This window comes from bacterium, from assembly GCA_020444325.1.
Lineage (GTDB): Bacteria > Bacteroidota > Ignavibacteria > SZUA-365 > SZUA-365 > BM516.
This window is the reverse complement of sequence record JAHLLD010000002.1, coordinates 134213-159058: the sequence shown is the minus strand read 5'-3', so window position 1 is coordinate 159058 and position 24846 is coordinate 134213. Positions and strand designations below refer to the sequence as shown.

The following is a 24846-nucleotide window of genomic DNA, read 5'->3' as shown; positions in this document are numbered from 1 at the left end:
ACGTTAATGACTGTTGCGTTTTGTAATTGGACGGCAGCGCAGCTCACTGATATCCTGCGCGCCGGTAAGGAGCATGACTCCCTGCAGATCGCGCTTCCAGCCGCAGAGGCGGCTGCGCAGCGCGTCAGCGCCGCCTGTCATCAGGGCGCTGAGCAGGGGACGTGCGGAGGCGGCCATATCCGCGCCCAGTGCGATACACTTGGCGATCATAACGCCGTCGGTGATGCCGCCTGAAGCGATGATACGGAGGTCGGCGGGACGATTAACGCGAAGCTCTTCGAGAATATCAGCGGTCGGGATACCCCAGTCCCAGAATGATGGCGAGACTTCGCAGCCGTCCGTGCGCCGGAGAATTTCCACGCCCGCCCAACTCGTGCCGCCCGCGCCGGCGATGTCCACCCACTGCACTCCCACTTCGTGTGCTCGCATTGCGGCTTCGCGGGAAATCCCGGCGCCGACCTCTTTGAGTATCACGGGGATATCGAGTCCGGCGACCAGTTGGCGAATACCATCGAGCACACCCCGGAATCGCACCTCGCCTTCCGGCTGCAGGAATTCCTGCAGCGGATTGGTGTGCACCACGAGCGCGTCAGCTTCAATAAGATCAATCAGGTATCGGGCGGGACGCACATCTTCCATCGCAGCGACTTCGACCGCACCGATATTGGCGAGGATGGGGATGGATGGCGCATTGCGGCGCAAAACGCGATACGATTCGTGAAAGCTGTCGTTTTCGAGCGCCTGCCGCATGCTGCCGGCACCGATGGCCAGCCGCAGGTCTTCGGCAGCCTCTGCCAGCTGACCGTTGATTCGCTCCGCTTCCTCATACCCGCCGGTCATGCCACTGATCATCAACGGATATGAAAGTTCTGACCCGAGAAATTCGACTGATGTGTCGATATCCGTGAGATCCAACTCCGGAAGGGCATTGTGCGCGAAATCCCACTGATCCAGGCCATTGCTCTTCCTGCGAAACGCAACCTGCTCGTTCACGGCGAGGTCGACGTGGTCTTTTTTGCGGGATGACGTCTGGGACATGAACTGGATGCTCCGAAAAGGCTCGCGGGCTTCCTGCAGGGATGCGGGAAGTAAGTGTTTTATGGTCGTTTAAAGTACAAAAGAATTGTGTGAGATCACATATCGCGGAGCGCACAGGCGCACGGTTGGAAGCAAAAAGGCCTCGTCCCATGTCACGGGACGAGGCCTGGAAAATCTCGGAGCGGCGCAGCGGTCAGCGCATGGCGACGGCTTTGCTCTCCTGGAATTTCGAAAGTCCGTCTTTGAGGAAACGAACAAATTCCTGCGGATTACGTGTCAGTCCCGGGAAACTGTTGATCTTCTCACCATCCGGTGTCAGCGTCACATACAGCGGCAGCGCCACTGTGCCGAAGGTGGATTCCTGGAATTCCCGGTTATTGTCATACACCTCACCCTGTCCGTCAGTGTAGAGACGGACGAGGATATAATCTTCAAACAGTCCCCGCACGTCACTGCGTGGGAAAATGTTCGATTCCATCCAGCGGCAATTCGTGCACGCGAAACCCGTGAAATCAATGAAAATGGGTTTTGCCTGCTCTTTTGCTGCGGCCATTGCCAGTGCGTAGTCTGAGTACCACTGCTCCTTCCCTTCGGCGGCTTCCCCGCTTTGCATACTCGCACCACCGGTCATCGCGCCAAGGGACGCAGCCTGTATCGTTTCCTGATAATTCATCGGTGGCAGGAAGGCATCGAGTTCTCCCAGGGGTTTATCGTTCAAACCGGTATACAGGTATACCGAGATACCGAGAAAGAACACCGACCAGATCATGCGAACAACGCCAACTTTTTCCACGGGGCTGTCATGCGGAAGCTGCACCTTTCCGAGGAGATAGATCGTGATCAGGATGCCGATACCGACCCAGAAGCTCAGGAAGAGGTCACGGCTGAGGATGCCCATACCCCAGATGAGGTCGACATTGGACATGAATTTCATCGCCGCCGCCATCTCAAGGAAGCCCATGACCACCTTGACCGAATTCAGCCAGCCACCACTCTTTGGCATCGACTTGAGCCATGACGGGAACAGGGCCAGGAGGAAAAACGGAAGGGCAAACACACTGGAAAATGCGAGCATGCCAACGATGGACCACCAGATTTCACCCTTCGCAGCTGCGACCATGACCGTCCCGACGAAAGGCACCGTACAGGTAAAGCTGGTGAGCGTAAACGTGAGTCCCATAAGCAGCAGGCTGGCAATTCCCTGTCCACTGCCCGAAGCCACCGTCAGCTTTGTAAGAATGCCCGAAGGAACCACAATCTCGAACAGTCCGAACAGATTCAGAGCGAAGACAAGGAACACCGTGGCGATCAGAATGTTCATCCAGGGATTCGCAGCGAACTGGTTTATCCCTGAAGCCCCGAATATCAAGGCCAGTAATATCCCCAGTCCGGTGAATGTAAAGATGATACCGAAGGAATAAATGAGCGCGTCGCGCACGGACTGATAACGGGTCGCGGCCTCACGCTTGGTGAAAAAACTCACCGTGATCGGGATCATGGGGAATACGCAGGGTGTGAGCAGTGCCAGTGCACCGACCGACATTGCGAGTCCGATGTATGCCCAGAGTCCTTCCTCCTTGGCCTTCTCGACATCGCTTTCGTCGCCATACCCGAGCGATTCCTCTTCGACTGCCTCGTTTTTATCAGCCTCGGCCGCCATTGCGGCAGGTTCTGCCTCCTCGACTTCTTCTGCCACATTTTCATCCTGCATCTCATCACCGGCATCTGCCATGGCGGACTCGCCGGCAATTTCATCTGCGGCCTGCGCCATTTCCGCTTCAGCAATCGTAATCTCAAACGGAACCTCAACCGTAGTCGGCGGCAGGCACATGCGGTCGTTGCAGGCCATGAACGTCACCTCGATCACTGCTTTCTGTTTCCCGAGCTTTGCACCGGATTTCACTTTCCCGGTGACGGTGAAGGTGACGTCGTCTTCGAAATACTCGGTGTTTACACCGAAATTCTCATCGTATTTCACCACCGGCCTGGGCTGTCGCACCTTACCGCTCTTCTGCAGTGGAGAATCTTCGCTGAACACGATCTCCGTCGCGACAGGCCCCTCTTCCATCGGGGTCACGGAATAGACATGCCACTTGTCATTGAGTTTGGCAGTCAGCTTGACTTCCACAGTCCCCCCCGCCTTGACCGTCGCGCTCGTGGGCTTTGCAGACCATTTTGCAGCATCCTGGGCCTGGGAAAGCGACAGCGGGAGAATGAGCAGAAGAAGCAGAAAAAGGCTGGTAAAATGTCTCATGGTAGATCGCATCTATTAAATGGCTACAGTTTCTCAATCAAGGAAAATACGAAGTTCCACTGCCAGCGACAATGAAAAACCCTGTCACCTCCGGTAAGATGCCGATGCGGGGCAAATGATTCAAATTTAAAGGAAAGAAGAGGAACGCAGATTCTCGCAGAGCATACGCAGATTTTCGCAAAAATGATTTTTCAAGGTTTCCCGGCGAAAATCTGCGTAAAATTTGCGAAAATCTGCGGTCCTTTTAAGTCTGCACTAATCTGCGTCTATTTTCTCAATACCGGAGGCGGCCGCTGTCGGAGCCGCGTTTTTCGAGTTTGATGTCCTGGAGCTGCGGCGCTTTGAGGCGAAGGACGAAATAGAAGCTGCGATAAGGTCCGGCGGGCTGCCACTGGAAATTCATCTCCCAGCAGTGCAAATCTTTGCGGATGTTGATCTGTGGGGCACCGAGCTCCTTGTTGAAGATGTCGTAGTAACCGCTGAGAGTGAAATGCCAGGTTGGTGTGAGACTGAATGTGAGGTTGGCTCGAAGATTCGAGTTGCGTGTTTCGCGTGTGGGATTGCTGCGATTGACGCGATAGTCGTAACCGAGGGACAGGTTCCAGGGAATGCTGAAATTATACGGCGCGTTGAGGTCGAGGGTTTTGGGTCGCTCTTCCTCTTCCTCCTCATCGATGGCCTCCTCCTCTTCCTTGTTTTTTTGTATTTCCTTCTTCCCTGCAAAGGTGTTGTTCGACAGGGACGTGTTGAGCGAAATATTGAAACTGGTAAGCCGGGCGAAGCCCTGTCCCGCTTCCCAGAGATAGGTGTCAACTTCATGACCGGGAATTCTGGTCTCCGTGCCGTCTGGATTTGAAACGACACGTTCGTTCTCCCACACATAGGGCGAAAGCGTGGCGCCGCCACGGAGTTCGATGAGATTCTGTATGCTGGTGCGGTAGTTGAGGTTCACATTCCCCAGCTTCATGCTGTCTTTTACGAGATTGTAATTGGTCGATGCATCAAAGGTAAGCAACTGGAATTTCCGGGCAGTCTGCGTGCTGTCGTCTTCCCGTGGAGCGAGTTTCATCTCGAAGATATTCGAAAGCCTCGCGCTGATCGTCTGTGACTCCCCGGAACCGACTCCGCCGAACACCTCGGAAGGATTGTAAGAATACCCGGTATAGGGATCGTAGCGAATATCCTCGCCGGTGGAATCGACATAGGACTGGTAATATCCCCAGCTGTCTTTGGAAAAATCCGGATTCCAGTTGTAGCTGATCGTGGGCTGCAGAGTGTGCCGGAAGCCTATCACGCCAAGCATATTGGGTTCGAGCATGCCGTACAACTTCGTGCTGGCTGAGAGTCCGGCATTGAACGTACGCACCGCGAAAAACCCACTCACATCCCTGAAGTCCACCGTGGAGTCCGCGGCGTTGTAGTAACGCTCGGTGCGATGATCATACCAGCGCTCGGTGTAGCTGAAACTCGGGGATATCGTGAAAAATCCGAATTTCGGTGTCGATATCAGACTGAGCCGGTGCTGCACGCCCCGCCTGTCAAACTGCTCGTTCCCTACCGTCGTGTCGGACATTGCGATGCGTCGCACTTCTTTTACCTGGATGCGATTCTTCGCCTGCCCGGTATAGCTGAAACCGATCATCTCGTACCAGGCCTGATCGCCGAAACTGTTCTCACCGCGGAAGGGATAGATCTGGGACTGATTGAAGGTGATATCCGGGAGCGTGGTGACGGATGTCCCATCATCGAGTTTCTGCTCACGCTGCACACCGACGGATATCGACCGGTTGGTTCCTTCCCATGACTTCGAGTAAAGGGCACTTGAGCGCACCGAGGTCTGCAGCTGCTGATTGAGGTTATTACTGAAGTTGCTGATGTATGAATTTGTCAGGATGTTGACATCCGCCGTGATACGTGAGGTTGGGTCGATTTCCTGGTTGTGCGTGATTTTCAGACTCCAGTCCGTTGAATACTCGTCATCGGCCTGATAAATATTACCGATGTTGAAACGCTGCCTTCCGTAACTGGCAGTGACGCTTCCAGAGAAATTGTAACGAAGGGAATAGCGCACTTCACCACGCGCCAGCCAGCCGCCTTTTGAGTACCAGTCCCCTGTCAGTGAAAGATCCCAGTAATCGCTCGCGGCCAGGTAATACCCGCCATTGATCAGGTAGCGTCCACGGCTCTGGTCAAAGCCGAAGGCGGGGAAAATGATGCCACTCGAGCGTCCCCCGCTGCTCGGTATCACGGCAAAAGGCAGCCAGAGCAGGGGGATATCTTCAACGTAGAAGGTGATTGGCCGTGCGACGACAACCTCGTTCGGCACGAATTTCATTTCCGCGGAACCGAAGTAATAGTGCTTGTGATCGGGATTGTCGCAGGTGGTATAGCGTCCCCCACCGATGAAGTACTCGCTTTCTGAGACACGTTTGATACGTTCGCCGAGGTAGAATCCGTCATCGATTGCTGTTTCTCCTCGTGTGATGACCCCTTTCTTCGTCTTGAAGTTGTAGGTCATTTCCTCTCCCTCGTACTGTTCTCCCCCTTCACTGAACACCGGCGTGTCGGTGAATTTCCCTTCCCTGCTTGTATCGGGGATGCCCGTGGCGGCGATGGTGGATTGATCCCAGTTGATCGTGATGCGGGCTGCCTTGATTTTAGTCGTACCGTAGTCGATGTCCGCATCCCGGTACATCGTCATGGTTTTTTCGTCCATGCGATACAGCGCGGAATCTGCAGCCTTGTAGACGATGATGGTGTCGACCTCGTTAGACACCGGAAAAACGTAGACACTGTCCTGCGCGACCCGCATGGAATCTATAGCCATTGCCATGAGTGAATCGGCCTCCGCCCGCAGGCTGTCCTGCTTCGTCCGCAGGCTGTCCTCCATGATACGCAGGCTGTCACGCGTAAGGGACGCAGCATTTTCATCCGTCACCTGCGCATGAAGCAGGACGGGAAGAAATAAAAAGCTCAGGAATATGGCGGCGCCGACGGCTTTCACAACAAAGGTGTACGATTGGGGAAAATCTGCGGTTCCCGTGGTGAACCGCAGAAAATGACATCTGACAAAGGTACGAAAACCACCTGCATTCTACATTCCCCGATATCGTGGCAGTGACAGCATTCGGATTTCTCCGGTCAAATTGCGTACATTTTCCTCAGTCCTTTGCGAAAGGACATTGACCAACGGCAGTATGCATCCATTCTACCATATTTCCCCTCTTTATCATGCAGACGACAGCGAACGGCTGAGCGGCTCGGTTGCCCGCATCGGCGACCATCGCGATCCGTTCGAACGCGATCGTGCGCGCATCATTCACAGCTTCGCCTTCCGCCGTCTGCAATCGAAAACACAGATTTTCGCGCTGGGAGAATCTTCTTTTCTCCGCACACGACTGACGCACACGCTGGAAGTCAGCAATATCGGCCGTGCACTGGCCGCAGTCGCGAACAACCTCATCTGGCCGGGATATCCGCTCGGCAGCGTGAACGAACAATTTGAGGCGCTCGGGGGACCAATTGACACCAGCCTGATTGAGGCGGCCTGCCTGGCGCATGATCTCGGGCATCCACCGTTTGGACATCGCGGCGAAGAAGCGCTCAACCATTGCGTATGGACGCGCTGGCCGGGGAAGGACAACGGTTTTGAAGGAAACGGACAGACCTTGCGCCTGCTCACCAATGATACGCTCGAGGTGCACGGCGAACGGCATGGACTCAATCTCACCCGTGCTACCCTGCAGGCGGTGTTGAAATACCCGGCGATGTATTCCGAACTGCTTCGCCCGGAACGCTATCCCGATCCCGCCGTCAGTCCCCCCTTCAAGCCCTGGGCTCCGCCGAAGTGCATTCATAACGAAGAAGCACCTCTGCTCGAGTGGCTGCTGGCCCCGTTCCCGGAAGCGGACAGGCTGCGTCTGCGCTCCTTGGAAACCCGAGACGGCAAACATGCAAGCACACTCCACAAAACGCTCGAAGCGAGCGTGGTGGAACTCGCGGATGACATCGCGTACGGGACACATGATGTGGAGGACGCCTTCTTTTCCCGCCTCATCTCACCGGAAGCAATCATCTCGTACATGCCGCGCAGCAGTTTCGACGATCCTACCATTCATGACGTGTTCGCTGCCCTGATTCAGCGGATGGGCAAAGGCGCAGGTGCATCTCCCCGGGATGCGGTTCATGAAAAGAAAGAGGCCGGATCGGAACTGGTCAGCCGCCTGATTACCGCAGCCGTGCTGGAGGAGGACGAAAGATTTGAGCATCCGCGCCTGCGATGGACCATCACGCTCCCTGCCGATGAGCGGCGCGTACTCGACGCACTGAAAAACGCCGTGTATGAAATAGTGATCAATGGTCCCGCAGTACAGAGCCTCGAATACCGCGGCGGCATCATCATCCAGAAGATTTTCGCAGCATACCATGAATCCCCGGAGCTGCTCGGAGGTAAGCATGGACACCTGCTCCGCGAGGCGCAGGACGAGAAACAACGCCTTCGGGTTCTCTCAGATTATATCGCCGGCATGACCGACACCTTTGCCGAACGTACGTACAACCGGCTGTTTCAGCCTGGCAGCGGTTCGGTGTTTGACCGGGCGTAAGTATCCCTTGTTCTATCACAGGCATTATCATGAAAACCTCGACGTTTGCACTGCTTATCCTCCTCTCCGTCTCGACGTTCTGCCATGCGCAGGATGACGCCGACACGGCATCGTTCGGGTATCAGTTCACCACCATTACCAACCTCCCCGCCACGCCGGTTAAAAACCAGTACAGATCGAGCACCTGCTGGAGCTTCTCCGGCATCTCCCTGCTCGAATCGGAACTCCTGCGAATGGGAAAAGGCAACTTCGATCTGTCGGAAATGTTCGTCGTACGCAACACCTACCACAGTAAGGCTGTGAAGTATGTCCGATTACACGGCAACGCCCAGCTCGCCGCAGGCGGCGCGTTCAATGACGTGCTCACCGTCCTGAAGAACCGTGGCATGGTCCCTGACGCAGCGTACCCCGGTCTCGAGTATGACGAGGAAAAACACATTCACGGAGAGCTCGACGCTGTCATCAAAGGCTACGTTGACGCCGTGATCAAGAATCAAAACCGTAAACTGACACCGGTCTGGGAGAAAGGTCTCGATGGCATTCTTGACGCCTACCTCGGTGATTATCCTGCAAACTTCGCATATGAAGGATCATCCTACACCCCGCGGAGCTTCGCTGACAATGTGCTCGGGCTCAATGCCGACGATTATGTGCTGCTGAGTTCCTTCACGCATCATCCTTTCTACAGGCCTTTCATTCTTGAAGTACCGGACAACTGGGATTATGGCCTCGTGTACAATCTTCCACTCGACGAGTTGATGGAAACCATTGACAACGCACTCGATAATGGCTATACCGTTGCGTGGGCAAGCGATGTCAGTGAAAAGGGATTCGATTACCGCAAGGGACTCGCTGTCCTTCCGGCGAAGGACTGGGATGACATGCGCAAAACCGAGGCCGACTCAGTTTTCGTGACCCCTGTTCCCCAGAAGGTCGTCACACAGGAGATGCGGCAGAAAGCGTTTGACAACTACAGCACCACTGACGACCACGGCATGCATATCATCGGCAGCGCCAAAGATCAGGATGGGACGAAGTATTATTACGTGAAAAATTCCTGGGGCGTTGACCGCAGCAAATTCGATGGACATTTCTATGCGTCGTCTGCATTCGTAAGATGCAAAACGCTGTCGATCATGCTGCACAAGGATGCCATTCCGTCCGCTCTTCGCAAGAAGCTCGGACTGTAAGCCTCAGTACCCCTGACAGCCTGAAGAGCGCCAGTGCTATTCAATTCCATAGAATTCGCGGTATTCCTGCCGCTGGTATTTGTTCTCTACTGGTTTGCTGCCGCCCGGAAAACGGGGCTGCAGAATCTCCTGCTTCTTGCAGCAAGCTATTTATTCTATGGATGGTGGGACTGGCGCTTTCTCTCGCTGATCCTGCTCAGCTCCATGGTCGATTTTCTCGTTGGACTCGGTCTGGCGGAGGTGCGGGCGCGCAGCATGCGGCGCCTGCTCCTCGGCCTCAGTCTCGGAGTGAATCTCGGACTGCTGGGTTTCTTCAAGTATTTCAATTTCTTCGCGCAGAGCTTCTCCGACGCCTTCACCCTGTTCGGGCATCACATCGACCCCGCACGGCTCTACATTATTCTCCCCGTCGGCATCAGCTTTTACACATTCCAGACACTCAGTTATTCCATCGATGTGTATCGGGGGAACATGGAGGCGTCGAAGGATATCATTTCGTTCTTTGCATTCGTTGCCTTTTTCCCGCAACTGGTGGCGGGTCCCATCGAACGCGCAAGCAATCTGCTCCCGCAATTCCAGCGTCCCCGCGTATTCTCGTATGACAGCGCACTCGATGGATCGCGACAGATTCTCTGGGGCCTCTTCAAGAAAATCGTCATCGCCGACAATGCAGCGGTATTCGCCGATCACATTTTCAACCACTCCGCGGAACTGCCGGGCAGTACGCTTGTGCTCGGGGCCGTGTTTTTCGCATTGCAGATTTACGGGGATTTCTCAGGATATTCCGATATCGCCATCGGGACAGCGCGTCTTTTCGGTTTCGATCTCATGCGCAACTTCGCCTTCCCGTATTTCTCGCGCGACATCGCAGAGTTCTGGCGCAGATGGCATATTTCCCTTTCCACCTGGTTCCGAGATTACGTCTACATTCCCCTTGGCGGCAGTCGTGGCAACAGGTGGAAGCAGATTCGCAACGTGCTCATCATTTTCGTGGTCAGCGGATTCTGGCACGGGGCGAACTGGACCTTCATCGTGTGGGGAGCGCTAAACGCGCTGTACTTCCTTCCACTGCTCCTGCGTGATCGCAACAGGTCGCATACGAACACGGTGGCAGAGGGACGCATACTGCCGGGGATCCGTGAAACTTTTCAGATGGCTGTCACCTTCGCACTCACCTGTCTGGCCTGGGTATTTTTCCGCGCAGCCACAGTCGGCGATGCACTCACTTATATTGGGAATATATTTTCTGCTACCCTCTTCACGCCGCCGACCCTTGCGTTCGGATATTTCCCCCTTGTAGCACTACTCTTTCTTGCTGCCGAGTGGCTGCAGCGCGACCGGGAACACGTCCTTCAGCTGAGCGGGAAGCGAATGCCTGCGCCGTTGCGATGGACGCTGTACTACGGGATCGCAGCACTCATCTTCTACTACGGCGGGGAACCGCAAACGTTTATCTATTTCCAGTTCTGAGACCTCAAACGCATGAAGCGCTATCTGCGTCAGATATTACTTTTCTTCTCTCCGCTGCTGCTCCTGCTTGCGCTGTACATCCCCATGGATCCGTTCAAGGTCGTCTTCAGTCATGATGTCTACTACCGGTCTGGCCAACCGGATTACGTGGTACTGAACCGCGGCTATGTCAGCACAGAGACCTTTGCACAGCAATATGACAGACAGCAGTACAATGCCTTCATCTTCGGAAACTCCCGCTCAATATTCTGGCGTGTGTCAGACTGGAAGCGTCACCTGCCGCAGGCGGCCTCGCCGTTCCATTTCGACGGCTCAGACGAATCTCTGTACAACCTGCATAAAAAAGTGATGTATCTGGGAGCCAACGATGTCGACATTGCACATGCGATTATCGTGGCGGACTACAGCCTGTTTTATCGTGCCGAAGAGCGTGGGGCACATCTGCTCATCACTCCGCCGCGCCTTGTCGGATACAGCAATATCGCGGCCTTCCATGGCAGTTTTCTCCTTGCCTATCTCGATCCCCACTTCCTGCTCGCGTACTACGATTTTATGCTCACCGGTCAATTTCGCGATTACATGCGCGATCACAATGTCCTGAACGCCGAGCCCATGCATTACGATCGCGTGACGAATGAAATCAGTTATCCGCAATTCGAGGAAGCGATAGCCGAGGGGTCATTCTACGATGCCGCGAAGAGGGAAAGATTTCGCAGGCGATCATCCGTTCCGCCCCCTTCCCCGCCCTGCCTCGGAGCTTCGCAACGCCACATGTTGAAGGAAATGCAGGAGGTATTCGCCGCGGACAGCACCGAACTGCGAATCGTCATCAGTCCGCTCTACAATCAGCGTCCCCTGAATCCGAAGGATGTGCAGAGTCTGCGGGAAATTTTCGGCGAAAGTTGCGTGGCGAATTACTCGGGGGTCAACGATATCACTGAAGATTACCGGAATTACTACGAACTGTCACACTATCGTCCCAGAGTTGCAGCTCGTATCATGCAGGAAATGTACTGAGTCGCAATGAAGGTATCGGGCCCTCGAATTCTCATGAAAAGACAGCGGCAGTCCCTCATCGCACTCGCAGCAGTCTGCGTTCTCCGGAGAGTGCACCGTTGAAAAACAGCTGCACGGAATACGCACCGCTTGAAATCCCACGCATATCGAGGGGGAAACGGTAGTCGCCGGAGGATTGAAATCTGAAGCGCCGTTCCCGAATGCGTCGTCCGGCCATATCAGAAATCCGGATTGCAACATCGCCTTCCCCGGCCAGGCTGTAGGGGATGATGGTCTCCGCACCGGTGGCAGAGGTGACAGGGTTGGGATAATTCTGTCCCAGCCACGCAACGGTAACCGGCACCGGAGCGTCCGAGAAGATGGAGCGGCTGGATCGATACATGCCGCGTCCGTGTGTTGCTGCAAACAGCACACCGTCAGCTCGCATGCGCAGATCGGCGATGATGACATTGCCGATACCTTCGTTATCCACTGCCCAGGTCAGGCCTTTATCCGTGGATACAAACAGGCCGACATCTGTTCCAACGTAGATCTCCCGATCCAGTTCGGGATGCCTGAAGACAGTGTTGGCCGGGATATCCGGCAGCGCTGTCGCACCTTCGCCTGCGATCGATGTCCAGCTCCCCCCTGCATCCGTGCTGCGCCAGGCATGGGGCGACCCGAAACCACTGAGCGTCACAATCACATCGCGGGGATCGGCAGGATGCACCGCAAAGTCGGTGATGAAAAACGAAAACAATCCCTGGTCTATGCGCGTCCAGGAATCCCCACCATTCGTCGTTACACTGACTCGTCCACGTGAACTGCCCACGTATATCACATCCGGATCTGAGGCCGCGAGTCCGATTGCCGTAATAAAGGCATTGTTTCCGGCGAGGTCGTCACTGATGCGCTCCCATAATTCCGCACCGTTGGTGGTACGATAGACGCGGTTGGTACCCGCATACAGTGTCTTCGGTGAAAGCGGAGACATTTCGAATGGAGCAATGAAACCCACGGGGTCACTGCTTCCGAAATCCTGCGCTCTCGGGATACCGTTCATGGCACGATAGAAGGTGCGGCCAAAATCCGTTGATTTCATGAAATGCAGATAGTACAGTTCGGCGTACATGTAGCGGGGCTCGTCGGGATCGATCGCCGTGTAGCCTCCATCGCCACCGGTGACATCCGTCCACAGGTCGCCATCAAGAACACGAAGATTCCCGTTGTCGATCGTACCACCGAGCACCATGTCGCTGTGCGGATGCGGTGCGCCGCTGTGGAACTGAACAGTCACCATTCCGGAAGTCATTTCTGCAAAGTTTTCACCACCGTCCAGCGAGCGGAACATGCCGCCGTCGCTCGCGGCCAGCATCTCTCCTGGGTTCGCGGGATTGAAAAGGAGGACGTGCTGATCGGCATGCACATAGCTGTAGTCCCTGTAAGGATACCAGTTCGTCATTTGCTGCCAGCTGAAACCGCCATCCGTACTTCGATGCAGGTCGATTCCGCCCGCCCAGACAGTATTCGGGTCGGCCGGATGTACAGTGAGCGTGCTGTTGAACCTCCCCTGCTCACCCATGTAATTCACGCCGCTGACCCGGCTGTACGGAATGGGCAGCTCTTCCCAGCTCATGCCTCCGTTGCTGCTCTTCATCAACCCTGCACAGGTTTTGCCCACATGATCGGTGAACGCCGCATAGATGATATCGCCGTCCGATGGAGCGGGTGCGATCACGACGCGCGAATACTGCGTATCGAGAACCTGGCCAAGTGAGGTAAAGTGCTCCCCATGATCGGTAGAGCGGTATATGCCCATCGCTTCGAGTCCGGCATACACCACACCTGCCTGGGTTTCTGAAAACGCCACCATGGCAGAAAACACCGAGACCTGTGAAGACAGGATATTGCGCCAGCTCTGTCCGCCATCGCTGCTGCGATAGACACCCTGCCAGGTGCAGGCGAGCACGACATCAGGTTGATACGGATCGAAATCCACATCATACACATACCAGAAATCCCTGCCGAGCGTGGATGGCAGCAGTTCCCAGCTCTCTCCCCCATCACTGCTGAGATAAATCCCCTGTCCGAACGCAGCAGCACCCTGCCATGCGACATATCCCTCGCCACATCCTGCAAGGATGCGATCACTGTCGAACGGATCCACCGCGATGGCACCGATACGGAGATTGGGAAGCAGATCACCGAGCGCACGCCAGTCAAATCCACTGTTCGTCGATTTCCAGACGCCTCCCCCTGCGCTTCCGGCATAGATGACAGTGGGGTCCTTCGGATCAATCGCCATGGACCGGATACGGCCAGCGATGTTGACGGGACCAAGATTCAGCCAGCGCCACTGAGGGGCGGATTTTCGCAGACCCTGCGCGTCCATACTGCGGACATGCGCCGCTGCACTTTCGTATGCACGGGGGGGAATGCCGTTTGGCCATGCACGCTGCTCGTAAAAATACTTCGCAGCAGCATCAGGCCTGTCATATTCAGCGGGTGATCTCCCCGAATCCGGCCTTCCGCCACCGGAAAGCAGCAGCGACGACACGACTCCGGCGAGGAGCAAAGCAGCGAGTGATCGCAAGACCATCATGCATCAGAACATCTGATAGGCGACGGTAACATAGGCCCGGTAGAATGTCGGACGCCAACTGAATGCGGGCGCGGTCGATTCGTCCCGCAGCAGCTTGTCAAATGCATAGTCCACCTCGATTGCAGGAATGACATAGATATTGCGGAATGGGACAAACGCGTACTCAGCGCCGATGACGAAAGACATGCGCAGGTCATGCTCGACAGCGATGGGGCCATCCTCGATCAGGCGCACAGCCCCGGTTTCAACTTCAGACTCCGTCAGCAGAATACGTTTCTTCTGCACGAAACCGAAGCTGGGACCGATATACACACGCTCTCCGTCAATGCGGCCAAAGAGGCGGAGGAGTACATCGAACTGGAGAAGGTCGTAATTGAACGTGAGGTCATTGATGAGTGTCCCCGTCCCCGCGGTGGAAAAAAGCGAATCCGTGCGCCCGACAGCCCAGGAGGTCGACGATTGGTTACGCGCCAGACGAAGATAGATCGAGGCATCGGAAAAGAGCGGGATATTCAGAGACATTCCGTAGTAGGAATTGGCGCTGTACTCATCGGAATAAAAATCGCAGTTGCAGTCGCCATGGTATTCACCATTGATGTAGCCGAGATTCAGTCCGCCAAGCAGGGCGAACTGCCACCCGTTATACAGTTTCTCCGGTTCACGCGGAGCCTCAGGTTCGGTCTGTGCATATGCCGTACCGCTGGCGATCAGAATGGCGAGCAGCAGCGTTACCGCATGAGAGCCGTGTGCACGGAAGCGTCCGCGCGCGTCAATCGTTTTCAAGGCTTTTCAGATTTGATTCGAGTTGCTCTAGCATACGACGGAAGTTGTTTTGCTTGTCACGTTCACGCTCGACGACATCCGCCGGGGCATTGTCCAGAAACTTCGCATTTCCGAGTTTCGAGTCAATACCTTTCAACAGCCCTGAAATCCTTCCGATCTCCTTCTCCAGCCGCTTGCGCTCGACTGCGACGTCAATCAGTCCCTCGAGCGGCACATACACATCCGCCCCTGCGACCACCGTGGTAGCCGAGAGCGCGGGACGCGAGAGCCCGCTTCCCGCGGTCACCTCGTTGATACGCGCAAGCCGCTTGAGAAAATGCGTGTTTTCCTCGATTGCCTTCTGCTGCGCTTCGTCGTGGCAATTGATGACTACATCGCAGGATTTCCCGGCAGGAACGTTCATCTCACCCTGGATGGTGCGGACGCCATCGACGAGGGACTGCAGGAAGGTCATCTGCTGCACGGCATCGTCGTTGATGTACTCTTCCTTCAATTCAGGGAGACTCTGCTCCATGATGCTGAGTCCCTCACGACCGGACTCCATTTTGTGCCAGATTTCCTCGGTGATGAACGGCATGATGGGATGCAGCAGCTTGAGCATGGCATCGTACACGTACAGCGCCCGCTCGAGGGTGATACGGCGCAGCTTTTCATCGGGAGAATACAGCCGATCCTTGATAAGCTCGATATACCAGTCACAGAAGTCGTGCCAGACGAATTCGTACATGGTCTTCGACATGTCATTGACCCGGTAACGATCCATCGTTTCATGCAGCGTGCGGATTGTCTCGTGGAGCCGGCTGTATATCCACCGGTCTTCAAGTTCCATCTGTGGTGTGGTGACAGCGAGATTGACCACAGCCTCGTTCTGATGCCAGTGTCCTTCACGGAATCGCCACTCCCCGTTCGCCTCCATTTTCTCCTTGTTCATCAGCAGGAAGCGTCCGGCATTCCACACCTTGTTGGCGAAGTTGCGGCCGATTTCGCATTTCTGCGATGAGAAAAGGACATCCTGTCCAAGAGGTGCGAGATACGCGACTGTAAAGCGGAGCGCATCGGCACCGTACTCGGCGATCACATCGAGGGGATCCGGGGAATTGCCGAGCGATTTCGACATCTTCCGCCCCTGCTCATCACGGATGATACTGGTGAAGTACACTGCGTGGAAAGGCACGAGGTCTTTCTTGTCGGTTCGTGGGGAACCATCAGGCAATGGCACGTCCGGCATGAACTCGAGACCGGCCATAATCATCCGCGCCACCCAGAAGAAAATGATATCAGGCGCAGTCACGAGTACACTGGTGGGATAGAAATAGCGAAGTGCATCGCTGTCTTCAGGCCAGCCGTGAACGCTGAAAGGCCAGAGCCAGGAAGAGAACCAGGTATCGAGCACATCCTCATCCTGGCGGAGCTTATCCGATGCACCACAGGTGGGACATTGCGCGGGCATTTCCTGCATGGCGTCCTCCCAGCCGCAGGCATCGCAATAGAATACCGGGATGCGATGGCCCCACCAGAGCTGGCGACTGATCGTCCAGTCGCGGATATTTGTCATCCAGTGCTCATAGGTCTTAGTCCAGCGTTCAGGATAAAACTTTACCGTACCGTCACGCACGACTTCGAGTGCCGGTTCGGCGAGTGTTTTCATCGCGAGGAACCACTGGTCGGACAGGTACGGCTCAATGGCGACATCGGTACGGTCACTGAAGCCGACGCTGTGCGTGTAATCCTCGATCTTCTCCATCAACCCCTTCGCCTCGAGATCGGCGACAATGCGCTTGCGTGCCTCATAGCGATCGAGTCCGGCATACGCCCCGCCGTTGTCGTTGATCGAGGCGTCCACGTCCATGACGTTGATCTGCTCGAGATCGTGACGTGCGCCCACTTCAAAATCGTTCGGGTCATGGGCGGGAGTGATTTTGACGACGCCCGTCCCGAAATCTTTTTCCACGTAGGTATCGCCGACGATGGGGATTTCGCGATCCATCAACGGCAGGAGTACCGTTTTGCCGATCAGCTGCGCATAGCGCTCATCCTCCGGATGCACCGCGATGGCGGTATCGCCCAGCATGGTTTCCGGCCGCGTCGTGGCAACCACGAGGAAGTCCGTCGTCGATGGCTTGCCATCGGTCATGATCGGGTAGCGAATATGCCAGAGTTTCCCGTTCTGCTCCTTGTATACCACCTCTTCGTCCGACAGGGCGGTGTGCGCGACGGGATCCCAGTTGATAATTCTCTTCCCGCGGTAGATGAGGTCCTTCTTGTAGAGGCGGATGAACACTTCGCGCACGGCACGTGACAGCGATTCGTCCATCGTGAACACCGTACGGTCCCAGTCGCAGGCAACACCGAGTTTGCGCAGCTGCCGGAAAATGATGTCACCAAATTTTTCGCGCCATTCCCAGACGCGTTCGAGAAATGCATCGCGTCCGAGGTCGTGGCGGCTTTTCCCTTCCTCGCGCTTAAGCGTCTTCTCGACAACAGTCTGCGTCGCAATCCCTGCGTGGTCCGTTCCCGGTATCCAGCACGTATGTTCGCCCTTGAGCCGGTGCCAGCGCAGGAATACATCCTGCAGGGAGTTGTTGAGAACGTGTCCCATGGTCAGCATACCTGTGATATTCGGCGGCGGAATCACGATGGTGAACGGTTTGCGATCGGGATCCGCTTCCGCGTGAAACAGTCCCTCCTGCTCCCAAAAGTGATACCACTGGTCTTCGACCGCTGCGGGATCATAGGCCGAGGCGAGGGTGTTGGTGGGCGTGCTGTCATCGGACATGTAAACTCCGGTATCCTGTATGAAATGGACAAGCGTGCTGCGTGCGTTGGGACATCGCGTATCAGCGGTATCAGATTCCGCATGTCACCGCGGTCCCGTACACCCGGCAGCAAATTGACGAATCAGTAAAATAAGAAATAGGCCTGAGAGGAGGAAAAGAGCCCGCTGCAAGGAAGCTCTTTTTTTCTTGAATAGGGCGAAGTATTCCCGTAATTTGTGTGTTTATAAGAGCTGATTGCGATCTGAAGACCTTGGATAATACTCTGAAAAACAACAAACGCATCATTCTGCTGGATGTGATGCGCGCCTGGGCGGTGTTCATGATGATTCAGGGACACACCATTGACGCGCTGCTTACGAAGTCCTATTACAACAGCGACAACCTCCTGTTCAACATCTGGCAGTTCAATCGTGGGCTCACCGCGCCGATTTTTCTATTTGGCTCCGGCTTTGCCTATGTGATTGCCACCTTCCGGAAGATGGACGAGGGAACGCTTCCCCGCAGTGTCATTTTCCGCCGTCTGCGGTGGATCGGAGTGCTTTTCCTGATCGGTTCGCTGATGCACCTGCCAGCCGGTTCACTCAGCGACATGTTCAGCCTCCAGGCAGAACGCTGGTATCGCTTCTTCCATGTCGATGTGCTCCGGCTCATGGCCGTCACATTGCTGGGGATGTTCTCCCTCTTCATGATTGCAAGCAACAGGCAGCGGCTGTTTGCTTCCGCCCTGGGTATCGGACTGTTTTTCATTTTCGTGGCACCTCTCGTGTACACCGTAGACTGGGCAGCGCACACCCCGTTGTGGTTCGCCGCATGGATGAGCACCGCCACAGGTTCCTGGTTCCCCATTTTCCCATTCTCGGGATTCATGTTCCTCGGCGCTGCGGCAGCCGCACTGTACATGCGCTGGCAAGAAGAAGGTCGCACCGCGCAACTGCCGCTCTATTACGGTCTCGCCGGCGCTGCGTTGCTCCTTGCATTCTTCATCCCCCGTGAAGTGCTGCACTGGCAGCTGACGTTTGAAGGTGGATCCTCCAGCATATGGTTGAGCTTCAGCCGCCTCGGCTGGGTGCTCATGCTGTGGTCCATCATCGGCTACATGCTTCAGCATACGAACCGGATTCCCCGCATCATTCCCGTTGCCGGACAGCATACGCTTTTCATTTACGTCTCCCACATTGTCGTACTCTACGGCTCAGCCTGGATGCCCGGTCTCCGACAGACCTTCGGCAAAACGCTTATGCTCGAACCCGTGCTGGGCATCATTACCATCCTCCTCCTCGCGACCACACTGACAGCCTACTGGATGCATACACAAAAGCGGCAGCAAACCGTCGTGTACCGCTATCTCCCTTACGCGGCCATGGTCGTACTCGCTACCGTCCTGCTCTTCGCTTAGGATCCTGCCGATCACGAAGACAGCAAGACGCAAAGAGACGAATAATATTTGAAGCCCCCGTCGCGCTCATGGCAACGGGGGCTTAAAATTTCCTTCGCGTCTTCGAGTCTTCGCGTCTTCGCGTCTTCGAGTCTTTGTGCTCAACCAGATATCAAAGCAGTTCCTTGATCTGGCTCTCCCAGGCCGATTTCGGCTGCAATCCAACCTTCGAGGAGACGATGTTCCCATCCCTGTCGAGCAGGAAGGTGGTGGGAATGCTGCGCACGCCGCCGTAGGCCTGCGCGATCTCTCCGTTGCCGTGAAGGATATCATAGTTGATACCGGCCTGGCTCACGAACTGGGCCACCTTTGATTCTTCACCGGGCTGATCGAGGGACACGCCAACGATCTCGAAACCGTCATCCCTGAATGCTTCCTGCATCTCGATGAAATCGGGGATTTCACGCTTACAGGGTCCACACCAGGTTGCCCAGAAGTTGAGCATGACGACCTTGCCGCGATAATCGGAGAGGGACTTGCTGCCACCGGAGACTGCGGGGAGGGAAAATCCAGGGGCGGCACTGCCACCGGCGCTGCCGTTCTGCACGGCCGCCTGCTGCACCATGGTCGAAGGCTCGGGCTCGTTGAGTTTGTTGATCAGAAGAATGCCGACGATGACGACGGCAAATGCGGTGATAACCCATGCGAAAGGACTGAGTGATTTCTTCTCCACTTTCCGCTTGCTGCCACCGCTGCTTTTTTTACTGACTTTGCTCATAATACTCCAACGCTGCGTATGAAAAATTCCTTATTGCCTTGTTCAGGACACAGCTTTCTCCTGGAGAAAGCTGCGCAGTTCCTTGACGATGACCATCTGCCTGTCAATGGGAAAATCCTTTTCATCCATTGCGGAACCGAGTGTTCCCCAGATGGGCTCGCCACAGCGCAGACAGCGAATCCCTTTCTCCATAAGAAAGGTTACCGCATCGGGATATTTTTCCACGAGATCTTCGATGATGCTTTCGCGACTGATATCCATGGTAACCTCGAAAATGGTATGGAAGTTTGGAGATCTGAACCGTGTCTGCCTGTTCCTTTCGTATGATGCAGAACAGGCCATGAAGGTCGCATCACATGAGTTGGAAGCCCAGCGCCTCGAGCATCAGCACCGCTTCACCGGAGAATTGGCTGCGTTCGAGCGGAATTCTGCGGAATTCCCTGCGCACCGGGTATTCCGCCCTGAGTGATTTGAAGGCCACCCCGCGCTCTTTATGCACTTTCTGCATAATTGCACGCAGGGACGCATCATCACGTTGGATCGGCACCACCTGGCGAACGACCTCATGCACCTCTGCAAACGGCGAGACTGCTTTTGTCCCCGCGGCCGGCACGATGGCGCCGGATTCGGGAAGGTATTGCTCAAAATTCCAGGGATGCTCGATATCCAGCCAGTCGCAGAGGGCGTCGTGTACCATCTGCGTACCCAGCAGTTTTCCATCGAGGGAATGCCCGGCCACATGCGGTGTCGCGATATCCGCCACGTCGACCAGCGCTGGATCGATTCCCGGCTCGCCGGGGTACACGTCGAGAACGAGTGCACCACCCTCCCAGCGCCTCCACCGTGGCACTGCTTCCGGATCCAGCACTTCCCCGCGCGCAGCATTGATAACCGTTGCTGAAGGTGGCAGCATCGAGAGGCGTCGCTCACCGATAAGCTGCCGCGTCGGGAAGGGATCTGCGGAGGTCAACGGGGTATGAAGCGTCAGAATGGCACAATGCAGAAGTTCGTCCAGCGGAGAGAACCGGATATCGCTCCATGGAAGAGGTTTTTCGCCGCGCGCGCTACGTGGAGGATCGTTCAGCACCATGCGCAGTCCGAGTGCACGTGCGATATCCGCGACCTGGCTTCCCACATGTCCCACACCCACAATGCCGATATCAGCTGCGACGAGATCGGTCCTCTCACGCACATGCAGTTCGAGCAGAACAGCTGCCAGCCACTCCGCGACGGAACGCGCGTTGCTTCCCCCCGCGGAGGCCCATGGAATGCCCTGCGCTTCTAGCCAGGCAAGATCCAGATGATCCGTTCCCGAGGTCGCTGTCGCTACGAAGCGCACCTGCGTATCTTCGAGGAGTTGTTCATCTATACGAAGCGTCGAACGGCAGAGCAGGACTTCGGCAGAAGCCACGCATTCACGCGTCTCCACCTCGTCGCGCACATCATAGAGCCGCACATCGCCGATACCATCGCATGCCTCGGAGATGAACGGGATGTTGCTATCCGCCGCTATCGCTATCGCCACTGCTCAACCGCTGCGTTGTTGTGTACGTGTTTGCCTAACATACACGATGCGCGTGAGAATAGCACGTGGAATCGGCAGTTCCATGCAGACAGCCACTTTCTTACGCTTGACATGAAACTTTTTTGGATATAATATGTCGTATTACCGTCAGACGACAATTCTTTCACACTCAGGTACAAGGTTATGGATAGACGATCCTTCCTCTCACCCGCTGTTCTGGCTACCGCGAACGGGACAACGGGGGGCGAAGCTGCAGTCGCAGCCGGAGCAGCGTCCCGGCCGGACGTTGCACGCGTACACCAGGCTGTACTCGCCGAACGGGAAGCAAGCCTCAAGGGTTTGCCTGAACCGACAGCTTTGCCGCGGCTTGTGACATCCGGACTCGATCCCTATTCCCCCACGCCGGAAAAACCATGGGACGAGCAGCGTGTCGGGTATCTGATCCGACGCACCATGTTCGGTGCGAAACGGGCGGATATCGACATGGCAATGGAGAAGACACCGGCGGAGGTCGTCGACATGCTGCTCATGAGTGGAACCCCGCCAGCAGCCCCCGGCAGCTGGATCAACGAGGATTACTGGTACGACAATACCAACAATGACCGCACGAATCGTGATCGTCTTCAGGAAATGCGCGAATGGTGGACAGGGCTTATGCTCAATCAGGAGTTCTCCATTCGCGAGAAAATGACATTTTTCTGGCATGACCACTGGGCCACCGAAGCGCTTACCGTGCGCCAGCCCCACTTCAACTACTGGTTCATCGACCTCTTCCGCAACAACTACCTGGGGAATTTCAAACAGATGGTGAAGGATGTCACGATCTCGCCGGCCATGTTGGTCTATCTCGATGGCTGGTACAACACCAAACGCCGCCCGAACGAGAACTACGCGCGTGAGCTTATGGAGCTCCACACCCTCGGGGAAGGAAACGGCTATACAGAAGACGACATCCAGGAAGCGGCGCGTGCGCTCACGGGATGGACACTGAAGAATACCGGTACGAGTTCCGTCGGTACGAACACGTATGACCCGAAAGAAGCGGAATTCATCTCTTCCCGTTTCGACGATACGGAGAAAACGTTCATGGGCCGCACAGGCAACTGGGGCTATGAAGATGTCATCGATATCATATTCGAGGAGCATGCCGCTGAAGCCGCATCCTTCATCTGCCGGAAACTGTACCGGGAATTCGTCTATGAGATTGCCGATGAAACGATTATCGGTCAACTCGCCGATCTGTTGCGAACGAACAACTGGGATATTCGTCCTGTGCTTCGCACCCTCCTCCTCAGTGAGCATTTCTTCGACACCTCCAACATCGGTGCGCATGTCACCTCTCCGATGGAATATTACATCGGCAGCATCCGTCAGCTCGACATCGTCACCGACAACTTCAAGTACATTTACCAGGTGAACAGCGCCATGGGCTGCCAGCTGCTCGAGGCTCCCAACGTCAAGGGCTGGCCGGGCTATCGCAGCTGGATCAGCGCATCACGCCTTGCGAGCCGCTGGTCGGTGGCGGACGAACTGATCCTCGGGAACATGAAGAGCACGCCGAAATACAGCGTTGATGCCATCGAGTTCGCGAAAGGCGTATCCGATCCCAATAATCCACGCACCCTGATCCAGGACATCATCGAATATGCCGTGCCACTGAAACTGAGCACGAATCAGTTTGAAATCCTTCTCGACAAGCTGCTGGCAGGTGCACCGGAGTACGAGTGGAATATCAATCTCCCAGGCGCCGAAGGACATGTGAAGGATCTGCTCAAAGCCGTCCTTCGCCTCAGTGAATCTCAGCTCTGCTGACCGATCGAACACTTCTCAACAAAGCATCAGGAAACACACATGAAACGTAGAGACTTTGTCAAGACCAGTGTCGCGGCAGGCGTCGCCGCATCGACGATCGGTGGCATTTTCGAGCCCTTCGCCGTCAAGGCGTACGCCAACGCACCCTCACTCGCCCGTGCCGCGATGAACGCAGGTACGGGACGCGTGCTGGTGGTGCTGCAGCTCGACGGCGGAAATGACGGACTCAACACCGTCGTACCGAAAGAAGACAGCCTGTATTACAATCTTCGCGACACGCTGGCAATACAGAATCCCCTCCCGCTCAGCGATACGCTCGGACTCCATCCGTCCATGACCGGCTTCGAATCCCTCAACAACGACGGCATGCTCGCCGTCGTCCAGAACGTCGGCTACGACAATCCGAATCGCTCGCATTTCCGTTCCACCGACATCTGGTTTACCGGCTCGAATAACAACAAACCGAGCGATGTAAACACCTATCTCGAAGACGGCTGGCTGGGACGCTATCTCGACCTGCGCTATCCGGGGTACCCGGACCCCGCGGTGACCCCCGAGCATCCGCTGGCCATCGAAATCGGCACGACGACCTCATTGATGATGCAGGGTGAAGAACTCGGCATGAGCATGGCGATTTATGATCCCGACACTTTTTACCGCATCATCTCGGGCACGGATATTTCCGGTGGGGACCCTCCCGACACCAGTACGCCTGCAGGACTCGAACTCGAGTACATCCGCAACATCGCACTGGAGGCAAACCAGTACGCCAAGCCCGTGCGCGATGCGGCGAACATGGTGGAGAACCATGACGTTTATACCACGGGCAACGATGTCGCCGAGCGGCTGAAGATTATTGCGCGGCTGATCGCAGGCGGGCTCGATACGCCGATCTATGTCATTTCCCAGCGGGGATACGACACGCATGCTCAGCAGGACAGCGGGACTACGCCGAAGCACAGTGGTCTGCTCGGACGCATGTCGGATGCGATCAAATCATTCTTCGACGATCTGAAGGCATTCGGCATGGACGACCGTGTCATGCTCATGACCATCTCGGAATTCGGCCGCCGCGTTGAAGCCAACGGAACTGCCGGGACCGACCATGGTACCGCCCAGCCCATGTTCTTTGTTGGTCCGGAAGTCAACGGCGGTGTCTACGGAAACAATCCCGACCTCTCGGATCTCGACAGGAACGGTGATCTCAAACATCAGTATGATTTCAAGCAGATGTACGCCAGCGTGCTGCGGCAGTGGTTCGGCGTGATGGAGTCGAGCACCGCCCTGATTCTCAAGGGCGAGTGGGAAACACTTCCCCTCTTCTCACAGGCCCCCGTTGGCGTAAGCAATAATGGACTGCCTGCGGGCTTCGCACTCGAGCAGAACTACCCGAATCCTTTCACCCGCTCCGCCGGCACTTCGATTCGCTTTTCGACACCAGGGGGACAGACTCGATTGAACGTGTATAATCTCCAGGGGAAACTGGTGAAAACGCTCGTCGATGGATCCATGACACCCGGAACGCATGAAGTGCGCTTTAATCCCTCATCCCTCAGCAGCGGAACATACCTGTACCGGCTCGAATCCGCGCGCGCCGTGGAAACCCGCAGCATGGTGCTGGTTCGTTAACCATTAGTGACCG

General features: G+C 55.8%; 16 protein-coding genes. 7 read left to right on the top strand and 9 right to left on the bottom strand.

The genetic code is table 11. The features are described from left to right. Positions 1–3: 3 nt before the first annotated feature. The 3 genes from fni to KQI65_03440 all read right to left on the bottom strand — a co-directional run bounded on the left by fni (position 4) and on the right by KQI65_03440 (position 6296). Complete coding sequence (fni, locus tag KQI65_03450; GenBank protein ID MCB2203778.1) at positions 4–1038, bottom strand: type 2 isopentenyl-diphosphate Delta-isomerase; 1035 nt, start codon at positions 1036–1038, stop codon at positions 4–6. Between the two features lie 193 nt (positions 1039–1231). Further along, entirely contained in the window at positions 1232–3292 is a 2061-nt protein-coding gene (locus tag KQI65_03445; protein ID MCB2203777.1) for a thioredoxin family protein, read from the bottom strand. Between the two features lie 274 nt (positions 3293–3566). After that, the gene (locus KQI65_03440) at positions 3567–6296 is read right to left on the bottom strand and encodes a hypothetical protein (GenBank protein MCB2203776.1); all 2730 of its coding nucleotides are present in this window, start codon (positions 6294–6296) and stop codon (positions 3567–3569) included. A 178-nt stretch (positions 6297–6474) separates the two neighbouring features. On the opposite strand from KQI65_03440, the gene KQI65_03435 reads away from it, so the two are divergent. From KQI65_03435 to KQI65_03420, 4 genes are read left to right on the top strand one after another with little or no spacing between them, the layout of a single operon-like run. Continuing rightward, positions 6475–7896: a dGTPase gene (locus tag KQI65_03435; GenBank protein ID MCB2203775.1), complete on the top strand. Its 1422-nt coding sequence runs from the start codon at positions 6475–6477 to the stop codon at positions 7894–7896. Positions 7897–7925: 29 nt separating this feature from the next. Then, the gene (locus tag KQI65_03430) at positions 7926–9086 is read left to right on the top strand and encodes a C1 family peptidase (GenBank protein ID MCB2203774.1); all 1161 of its coding nucleotides are present in this window, start codon (positions 7926–7928) and stop codon (positions 9084–9086) included. Positions 9087–9119: 33 nt separating this feature from the next. Beyond that, positions 9120–10556 carry an MBOAT family protein gene (locus KQI65_03425; protein MCB2203773.1) on the top strand — a complete coding sequence of 479 codons (1437 nt, stop codon included), beginning with the start codon at positions 9120–9122 and terminating at the stop codon, positions 10554–10556. A gap of 12 nt (positions 10557–10568) precedes the next feature. Further along, positions 10569–11573: a hypothetical protein gene (locus KQI65_03420; protein ID MCB2203772.1), complete on the top strand. Its 1005-nt coding sequence runs from the start codon at positions 10569–10571 to the stop codon at positions 11571–11573. 55 nt (positions 11574–11628) lie between these two features. On the opposite strand, the gene KQI65_03415 is transcribed toward KQI65_03420, so the two are convergent. Genes KQI65_03415 through KQI65_03405 form a run of 3 tightly spaced genes read right to left on the bottom strand, consistent with a single transcriptional unit; the run spans position 11629 to position 17713 of the window. Further along, positions 11629–14154: a hypothetical protein gene (locus KQI65_03415; protein ID MCB2203771.1), complete on the bottom strand. Its 2526-nt coding sequence runs from the start codon at positions 14152–14154 to the stop codon at positions 11629–11631. A 3-nt stretch (positions 14155–14157) separates the two neighbouring features. Further along, positions 14158–14937 carry a hypothetical protein gene (locus tag KQI65_03410; protein ID MCB2203770.1) on the bottom strand — a complete coding sequence of 260 codons (780 nt, stop codon included), beginning with the start codon at positions 14935–14937 and terminating at the stop codon, positions 14158–14160. Continuing rightward, a complete protein-coding gene (locus tag KQI65_03405; protein ID MCB2203769.1) occupies positions 14924–17713 on the bottom strand; it encodes a valine--tRNA ligase in 2790 nt (929 codons plus the stop codon). Before KQI65_03405 ends, KQI65_03410 begins: the two co-directional genes overlap by 14 nt. Before the next feature lie 251 nt (positions 17714–17964). Between KQI65_03405 and KQI65_03400 the strand changes: the two genes are divergently transcribed. After that, a complete protein-coding gene (locus tag KQI65_03400; GenBank protein MCB2203768.1) occupies positions 17965–19110 on the top strand; it encodes a DUF1624 domain-containing protein in 1146 nt (381 codons plus the stop codon). 151 nt (positions 19111–19261) lie between these two features. Here KQI65_03400 and KQI65_03395 read toward each other — a convergent pair whose 3' ends face one another. The 3 genes from KQI65_03395 to KQI65_03385 all read right to left on the bottom strand — a co-directional run bounded on the left by KQI65_03395 (position 19262) and on the right by KQI65_03385 (position 21392). Then, a complete protein-coding gene (locus KQI65_03395; protein ID MCB2203767.1) occupies positions 19262–19867 on the bottom strand; it encodes a TlpA family protein disulfide reductase in 606 nt (201 codons plus the stop codon). Positions 19868–19909: 42 nt separating this feature from the next. Then, positions 19910–20128: a DUF1858 domain-containing protein gene (locus KQI65_03390; protein ID MCB2203766.1), complete on the bottom strand. Its 219-nt coding sequence runs from the start codon at positions 20126–20128 to the stop codon at positions 19910–19912. Between the two features lie 91 nt (positions 20129–20219). Beyond that, a complete protein-coding gene (locus KQI65_03385) occupies positions 20220–21392 on the bottom strand; it encodes a 4-phosphoerythronate dehydrogenase (protein MCB2203765.1) in 1173 nt (390 codons plus the stop codon). A 183-nt stretch (positions 21393–21575) separates the two neighbouring features. On the opposite strand from KQI65_03385, the gene KQI65_03380 reads away from it, so the two are divergent. Next, the gene (locus KQI65_03380) at positions 21576–23204 is read left to right on the top strand and encodes a DUF1800 domain-containing protein (GenBank protein ID MCB2203764.1); all 1629 of its coding nucleotides are present in this window, start codon (positions 21576–21578) and stop codon (positions 23202–23204) included. 39 nt (positions 23205–23243) lie between these two features. Beyond that, positions 23244–24833 carry a DUF1501 domain-containing protein gene (locus KQI65_03375; GenBank protein ID MCB2203763.1) on the top strand — a complete coding sequence of 530 codons (1590 nt, stop codon included), beginning with the start codon at positions 23244–23246 and terminating at the stop codon, positions 24831–24833. The last annotated feature ends 13 nt before the right edge of the window (positions 24834–24846 follow it).